Source organism: Streptomyces sp. NRRL S-495, from assembly GCF_000966955.1.
In the GTDB taxonomy this organism is placed as follows: Bacteria; Actinomycetota; Actinomycetes; order Streptomycetales; family Streptomycetaceae; genus Kitasatospora; species Kitasatospora purpeofusca.
In genome coordinates this window covers 1-3,684 of sequence record NZ_JZWY01000010.1, presented here as the reverse complement: position 1 = coordinate 3,684, position 3,684 = coordinate 1, and the positions used below count along the sequence as shown (strand labels likewise).

The following is a 3,684-nucleotide window of genomic DNA, read 5'->3' as shown; positions in this document are numbered from 1 at the left end:
CCCCCGCCCGGACCGCCCCCGCGGCCCCCGTCCGCGGCCCGGGACCGGTGGCACGGGTACCCGCCCCGATCCGGGAGAATGGGGTCATGACTGCGCAGATTCTCGATGGCAAGGCGACCGCGGCCGCGATCAAGTCCGAACTCGCCGCCCGCGTGGCGGCCCTCAAGGCCAAGGGCATCACGCCCGGCCTCGGCACCGTCCTGGTCGGCGACGACCCGGGCAGCCGCTGGTACGTCAACGGCAAGCACAAGGACTGCGCCGAGATCGGCATCGCCTCGATCCAGCGCGAGCTGCCCGCCACCGCCACCCAGGAGGACGTCGAGAACGTCGTCCGGGAGCTCAACGCCGACCCGACCTGCACCGGCTACATCGTCCAGCTGCCGCTGCCCAAGGGCCTCGACCAGAACCCGGTCCTCGAGCTGATGGACCCGGACAAGGACGCGGACGGCCTGCACCCGACCTCGCTCGGCCGCCTCGCCCTGGGCATCGAGGGCCCGCTGCCCTGCACCCCGCTCGGCATGGTCGAGCTGCTGCGCCGCCACGGCGTGCCGATCGACGGCGCCGAGGTGGTCGTGGTCGGCCGGGGCGTGACCGTCGGCCGCTCGATCGGCCTGCTGCTCACCCGCCGCAGCGAGAACGCCACCGTCACCCTCTGCCACACCGGCACCCGCGACCTCGCCCACCACCTGCGCCAGGCCGACATCATCGTCGCCGCCGCCGGTGTGCCGCACCTGGTCAAGCCGGAGGACGTCAAGCCCGGCGCGGCCGTGCTGGACGTCGGCGTCAGCCGCAGCGAGGGGAAGATCGTCGGCGACGTGCACCCCGGCGTGGCCGAGGTGGCCGGCTGGATCTCCCCGAACCCCGGCGGTGTCGGCCCGATGACCCGCGCCATGCTGCTCAACAACATCGTGGTGGCGGCCGAGCGCCGCGCCGGCGCCTGACCGCCGGGCCCGACCGCCGGCCCACCGGGCCCACCGGGCCCCGCCCGGCCCCGACCCATCCGATCGACGATCCCGAAGGACGGGAAGCCATGAGCGAACCGCGCCGGACCCGGCGCAGGCCGGTGAAGACCACCGGCACCCTGCCCCCCGAGGGCTCGGCGGCCGCGCTCGGGCGCGACCACGCGCTGCCGGTCCGGCAGTGGCCGATAACGGTGGTCCTGCTGGTGGTCGCCGCCGGTCTCGCGGTCACCTGGTTCGCCGACTTCCAGGACGGCTTCAAGTACGGGCTGCTGATCATCGGCGGCGGTGTGCTGCTCGGCGCGCTGCTCCGGCTGGTGCTGCCGGAGGTCGGCATGCTGGCGGTGCGCAGCCGCTTCACCGATGTGATCGTGCTGACGTTCCTGGGCCTGTCGATCGTGCTGCTGACCCTGATGGCCCAGCCCAACCCGTGGCTGGAGTTCCCGCTGCTGGACAACATCGGCCAGCTGATCGGCCGTCCGCGGCGCTGACCGGGACCCGCCGCCGGCCCCCCGCCCGACGTCCGGGCGGGGGGCCGTCATCGTCTGTGACCGAGCAGTCACGACCGCGACCGAGGCGTACGCTTCCCTTTGCGATACCCTGACGCCGGTTCTCTCGATGTCGAGAGACCGTCCTCGGCTCCAGCGCGCCGACGTGCCTGGGGCACCTGGCGATTTGCTGGAGAAGGTAGAAATGACCCGCACCCCCGTCAATGTCACCATCACCGGAGCCGCCGGCCAGATCGGCTACGCGCTGCTCTTCCGCATCGCCTCGGGCCACCTGCTCGGCGCCGATGTCCCGGTGAACCTGCGCCTCCTGGAGATCCCGCAGGGCCTCAAGGCCGCCGAGGGCACCGCCATGGAGCTCGTGGACTGCGCCTTCCCGCTGCTGCGTGACATCACCATCACCGACAAGCCGGCCGAGGCCTTCGACGGCGCCAACGTCGCGCTGCTGGTCGGCGCCCGTCCGCGCACCGCCGGCATGGAGCGCGGCGACCTGCTGCAGGCCAACGGTGGCATCTTCGGCCCGCAGGGCAAGGCCATCAACGAGCACGCCGCGGACGACATCAAGGTCCTGGTGGTCGGCAACCCGGCCAACACCAACGCCCTGATCGCCCAGCGCAACGCCCCGGACGTCCCGGCCGAGCGCTTCACCGCGATGACCCGCCTGGACCACAACCGGGCCGTCGGCCAGCTCTCGCTGAAGACCGGCGCCCTGGTCTCGGACATCAAGCGCGTCACCATCTGGGGCAACCACTCCGCCACCCAGTACCCGGACATCTTCCAGGCCGAGATCGCCGGCAAGCCGGCCTTCGAGGCCGTCGGCAGCGACCAGGCCTGGCTGGAGAACGACTTCATCCCGACCGTCGCCAAGCGCGGCGCCGCCATCATCGACGCCCGCGGCGCCTCCTCGGCCGCCTCGGCCGCCAACGCCGCCATCGACCACGTGTACACCTGGGTCAACGGCACCGCCGAGGGCGACTGGACCTCGATGGGTGTCGTCTCCGACGGCTCCTACGGCGTCCCGGCCGGCCTGATCTCCTCCTTCCCGGTCACCACCAAGGACGGCGAGTTCTCGATCGTCCAGAACCTGGAGATCTCCGACTTCTCGCGCGGCCGCATCAACGCCTCGGTGCAGGAGCTGACCGAGGAGCGCGACGCGGTCCAGGAGCTCGGCCTCATCTGAGCCGGCCCCGACGCCTCCACGACGGCCCGTCGTCCCCGTTCCACGGGGGCGGCGGGCCGTCGTCCTACACTGGCCCGCTGTGAACGAAACCATCGAGGACGCCGCGCTCGTCCTCGTCTTCATCGTCCTGGGCGGCCTGTTCAACGTCGCCGAGATCTCGCTGATCTCGCTGCGCGAGGGACAGATCCGGACGCTGGAGGCACGCGGCACCCGGCGGGCGGCCCGGGCCGCGCACCTCGCCGCCGACCCGAACCGCTTCCTGGCGGCCGTCCAGGTCGGCGTGACCTGCATGGGCTTCCTCTCCGCCGCGTTCGGCGCCGACACCCTGGCCGGCAAGGTGGCCCCGCTGTTCGTCCGGGCCGGGCTGTCCGAGGGCGTCGCCGACGCCACCGCCCTGGTCGGACTGACCCTGGTGATCAGCTACGTCTCGCTGGTGCTCGGCGAGCTCACCCCGAAGCGGATCGGCCTTCAGCGGGCCGACTCCATCGCCCTGCTGGCGGCGCCGGTGGTCGACGTCATGTCGGTGGTGCTGCGCCCGGCGATCTGGCTGCTCGGCCGATCCACCGACCTGATGGTCCGGCTGTTCGGCGGCGACCCGACCGCCGGCCGGGGCTCGATGAGCTCGGAGGAGCTCCGCGGCCTGGTCGCCGCCAACACCGAACTCGGGAACGACGAGCGGACGCTGATCGCCGATGTGTTCGCGGCGGGGGAGCGCCAGCTGCGCGAGGTGATGGTCCCGCGCACCGAGGTGACCTTCCTCGACGCCGAGCGCCCGCTCGCCGAGGTCCGCGCCCAGGCGGAGTCCTCGCCGCACTCCCGCTACCCCGTGATCGAGGGCAGCTACGACGCGGTGACCGGCTTCGTGCACGTCCGCGACCTGTACGGCGTGCGCGGCGAACGGGCCGCCAAGGTCCGCGACCTGGCCCGCCCGATCAAGCTGCTGCCCGGCACCAAGCGGGTGCTGGAGGCGATGGGGGAGATGCGCCGGGAGGGCCACCACCTGGCGATCGTGGTCGACGAGTACGGCGGCACCGCCGGC

General features: G+C 72.6%; 4 protein-coding genes. All 4 read left to right on the top strand.

Annotated features, from left to right (window positions below; translation table 11 throughout):
- Positions 1–86: 86 nt before the first annotated feature.
- Complete coding sequence (locus VR45_RS00955) at positions 87–941, top strand: bifunctional methylenetetrahydrofolate dehydrogenase/methenyltetrahydrofolate cyclohydrolase (RefSeq protein ID WP_045937754.1); 855 nt, start codon at positions 87–89, stop codon at positions 939–941.
- An 89-nt stretch (positions 942–1,030) separates the two neighbouring features.
- Entirely contained in the window at positions 1,031–1,450 is a 420-nt protein-coding gene (locus VR45_RS00950; RefSeq protein ID WP_078896125.1) for a DUF3017 domain-containing protein, read from the top strand.
- 202 nt (positions 1,451–1,652) lie between these two features.
- Positions 1,653–2,645 (top strand): malate dehydrogenase, encoded by a 993-nt coding sequence (locus VR45_RS00945; protein WP_045937752.1) that lies wholly within the window; start codon positions 1,653–1,655, stop codon positions 2,643–2,645.
- Between the two features lie 79 nt (positions 2,646–2,724).
- Positions 2,725–3,684 (top strand): hemolysin family protein (locus VR45_RS00940; RefSeq protein ID WP_045937751.1); only part of this gene is annotated, 960 nt, incomplete at its 3' end.

Bases quoted from the DNA above. Each gene is read 5' to 3' on its own strand.
- VR45_RS00955 (WP_045937754.1), top strand. From the start codon at position 87: ATGACTGCGCAGATTCTCGATGGCAAGGCGACCGCGGCCGCGATCAAG.
- VR45_RS00950 (WP_078896125.1), top strand. From the start codon at position 1,031: ATGAGCGAACCGCGCCGGACCCGGCGCAGGCCGGTGAAGACCACCGGC.
- VR45_RS00945 (WP_045937752.1), top strand. From the start codon at position 1,653: ATGACCCGCACCCCCGTCAATGTCACCATCACCGGAGCCGCCGGCCAG.